This is a genomic window from Streptomyces sp. NPDC060027, from assembly GCF_042737005.1.
GTDB lineage: Bacteria > Actinomycetota > Actinomycetes > Streptomycetales > Streptomycetaceae > Streptomyces.
Genome location: NZ_JBHWVI010000404.1, coordinates 1 through 3,609, shown reverse-complemented (window position 1 = coordinate 3,609; position 3,609 = coordinate 1). Strand labels below are relative to the sequence as shown.

At 69.3% G+C, this 3,609-nt stretch carries 3 protein-coding genes; 1 reads left to right on the top strand and 2 read right to left on the bottom strand.

Annotated features, from left to right (window positions below):
* Positions 1-128 precede the first annotated feature (128 nt).
* Positions 129-1,283 carry an FAD-dependent oxidoreductase gene (locus ACFWBT_RS42310; protein WP_385709958.1) on the bottom strand — a complete coding sequence of 385 codons (1,155 nt, stop codon included), beginning with the start codon at positions 1,281-1,283 and terminating at the stop codon, positions 129-131.
* 140 nt (positions 1,284-1,423) lie between these two features.
* Here ACFWBT_RS42310 and ACFWBT_RS42305 point away from each other — a divergent pair, with 140 nt between their 5' ends.
* A complete protein-coding gene (locus ACFWBT_RS42305; RefSeq protein WP_385709955.1) occupies positions 1,424-2,044 on the top strand; it encodes a TetR/AcrR family transcriptional regulator in 621 nt (206 codons plus the stop codon).
* 495 nt (positions 2,045-2,539) lie between these two features.
* Here the strand turns inward: ACFWBT_RS42305 and ACFWBT_RS42300 are convergent, their stop codons facing one another.
* Positions 2,540-2,800 (bottom strand): ANTAR domain-containing protein, encoded by a 261-nt coding sequence (locus tag ACFWBT_RS42300; protein ID WP_385709953.1) that lies wholly within the window; start codon positions 2,798-2,800, stop codon positions 2,540-2,542.
* Positions 2,801-3,609 lie beyond the last annotated feature (809 nt).

Below are 3,609 nucleotides of genomic sequence, written 5' to 3'. Positions count from 1 at the left end.
GAGGAAGCCGGTCGCGGGCACCGCAGCCGGCTTCCTCCGTCGCACGCCCGCTCCCGGCTGGCTTGCAACCGGTCGAGGCCGCGGCCGGGCAAGCGCGCTGACATGCGGGCTCTGGGCTCTGTGCGGGCTCAGGACTGGGCGTCGTTGTCGTTGTCGTGGTCGTCGAATTCGGGGAGATCGGCGGACAGCAGGTGTTCGGCGCCGCCTTCGAGGATCTTGGCGGTCTCGGTGGAGCGGGGGAGCATGGTCTGCTCGTACGTGCGGATGGCCTCGCCGACGGTGGGGGACTCGGCGAGGGCGAGGGCGAGTTCGCTGGCGTCGAGCATGGCGAGGTTGACGCCCACCCCCAGCGGGGGCATGAGGTGGGCGGCGTCGCCGAGCAGGGTCACCGTCGGGTTGTGCTTCCAGGCGTGCGGGACCGGCAGGGCGAAGATGGGGCGGTGGGTGTAGGGGCCGTCGTTGTCGGTGATCATCCGCAGCAGGCTCGGGGACCAGTCGGCGTACCGGTCCAGGAGCAGGGCCCGAAGGTCGTCGGTGTCCTGGATGGTCAGGCCGCTCCGGCTGATCCAGTCGACCGGGACCCGCTGGATGAGGTAGACGCGGATGTGGTCTCCGCCGTTGCGCTGGGCGAACATCCCGCGCTCGCCGTCGGCCGCGTGGGCGCCGCCCTGGCCGACCAGTGCGGAGATCTCGGGATGGCTGTTCTCGACGTCGTTGAACCACGCCTCCAGGAAGCTCACCCCGGAGTACTCGGGGACGGCGGAGGACACGGCGGGGCGCACCCGGGAGAAGGCGCCGTCGGCGCCGATGACCAGATCGGTCTCGATGATGGTGCCGTCGGCGAAGTGCAGCTGTCGGGGCCCGTCGACGGGACCGCTGACCCTCTCCAGGGCGCGGCCCCACTGGATGGTTCCCGGCTGTAGGGAGTCCAGCAGCAGGTCGCGCAGCTGGCCGCGGTCGATCTCCGGCTTGAAGAGCTCGTCGGCCTCCGGGACCTGGTGGGAGGTGATGGTGCCCCTCGGGTCTATCTGACGCATTTCCTGGCCTTCGGGGCGGGCCAGCTTGAAGAACTTCTCCAGCAGGCCGGCTTCGCGCAGGGCGATCTGGCCGTTGTCGGCATGCAGGTCCAGAGTGCCGCCCTGGTTGCGGGCCTCGGGGCCCGCGTCGCGGTCATAGACCGTGATCGCGATGCCGCGCCGCTGCAGGATGCGGGCGCAGGTCAGCCCACCCGGTCCGGCGCCGATGATGCTGATCCTGGCCTGAGGGGGTGCTACGGAGCTCATGAGGGTCCCTTCGTCCGGTGCTGCGGTGCGAGGCCTTGTGCCGCGGACGTGTCCAGCACCGCTGTAATTTTCCAACCGATACAAACATACAACAGTTACAAATATGTGGCTGTTCGAATATTCGAGGTATGGTTCGCAGCATGGATGAGACCGACCGCGCAGCACCGGGCGGGCGGCGCGCACGCAAGAAAGCCGCCACCCGCCAGGCACTGGCCGACACAGCGCTGCGGCTGTTCCTGGAACGCGGCTACGACCAGGTAGGCGTCCGCGAGATCGCCGAAATCGCCGACGTGTCGGTGTCGACCCTGTTCAACTACTTCCCCGACGGCAAAGAAGCCCTGGTCTTCGACGAGGACGCCGGCAACGAAGCCGCCCTGGTCAACGCCGTGACCGACCGGCCCCCAGGCCAGACGATCCCCGAGGCCCTGAGGGCCCACTTCACCGCCTTCGTCACCTCGCCCCACACCCGCGACCCGCGCTTCGCCGAACTCCAGCAACTCGTCCAGCGGACCCCGGCCCTACGCGAGTACGCCCGCGCCATGACCCTGCGCCATGAGAACGCCCTGGCCCGCGCGCTTGCCGACCAGACCGGCCGACCGCACGACGACCTCCTCTGTGCCGCCTACGCCCGGTTCACCCTGGAGACCCTCGCGTTCGCCGGCTCCCGCCCCGACCCTGTCGCCGCCATCGACCAGGCATGCCTCCTGCTCGACCAGGGCTGGACGACCACCGTCGCGCCATACGGCCATCACCCCGGCTAACGGCCTCTGGGGAGGACCGGAAGACCAGTAGGCGGCCAGAGGTCAGGCCATCGGTCGATCGTGCGCGCGGCTTTCCAGCGGCGGGGCAGGACGACGAAGCCTTTGGTGCCTTTGGGCCGGGAGACGATGCGCAGAGTGAGTCAGAGGCGTTCGCGCCCAGAGCATGAGTGCGCCGCCCGTAGTCGCGGTCGGCCAGACCTGGGTGATCTGCGGCTGAGTGAGGCTGAGGGCAGAAGACATCGCGGTCGGCGTCGCGGTCCTTGATGTCGGCGGGCGTCTCTCGTGGGTGTACTGGTGCGTCCATGACGCCGGAACAGCAGGCGCAGGCGCCACCCGCGACCACGGCGCCGCGGACCGCTCCGTAACGTCCTGGGCCCACGACCACGCCGCCGCGCTGCGCCAGCTAGCCGGGGCATCACCGCCCTGCCGGATGTCCCACGGTGGGCGCTGCGCGCACGCCAGGCATCCCGCGCGGCGCACGCCCGCAACCACGGATCAGGACTGGCCGTCCGAGCGGGTGTGCTGCCTCCGGATGGCTTCCTCCAGAGCGATACGGATGCCGAGGTTCAGCTCGCCGGTGGGCGCCCACGCCGTGAGGAGTTCGGCGAAGCGGCGACGCTTGAGGTCAGTGCGCTGACAGACCTCGATCAGGACCGCCCAGGCCTGCTCCGCGCCCAGGCGCCCGAGTGCCATCACGACGCCCACCGCCTGATCAATCACCATGCGGGAAACCAGGTCCTGCGAGAGCCGGCTCACTTGCTCCTGTCGTGACTCCGTCTCAGCAGCAGCAGCGTGCTTGGCGCAGTGCCAGACCTCGGTGGGTGCCACCGGCCGATCAGTATCGGACTCAACAAGGTGGGGCTCGTTTTGCTTGTGGCTGAGAGGCAACGGTTCACTCACTCACGCTCGCCCCCAATTCCCTTCCGTGTCACCCAGTTCAAAGCATGCGCTCCGTGCGGGAGCCGCGCCGTGTCGACAAGCGGATTTGACGCCTGCGAAGGGTGCCGTCACGCCGGGCCACGCCGAGTGACGACGGAGCGGTATGGATGTCGCCTGTGCCGGTCACACGCAGAGTGTGCAGACGACGGCCACCATCCGCTGCAGCGTGGCCACACCGCCACCCTCGGCATGCAGCTACGGAGCACCGGGGGTGCTCGATCAGCTACCGCAACACGGCGGTGCCTGCCACCAGCAGGTGAGCCTCCCTTGACGCGGGCTCGAGTACCCCCGGCAAACCCGTCCACGCCATCGATGTTCAGTATCAACAAAAACACGATGAGCAGGTCGATCAGAGTCCTCGCGGGACGCGACCAGTCGGCCACCGGGAGTGAGAACGCGCGATGGTGTGGCGGCGCCCGTGATCGCTGGTCGGGGGGAGGGGTGTGCCTACGCCGGGTGTCCGCCGACGGCCCGCCGGTAGGCCACGTGCCCGCCCAGCGCGCCGCTCACCGCGACTGCCGTCAGACCGCTCAGTGACCACAGCCTGCCCCTCGTCGAGCGACCGCGCAGCCGTGCGGCCAGGGATGCGGTGTAGAAGGCCACCGCGGCCACGTTCGTGACCGCAT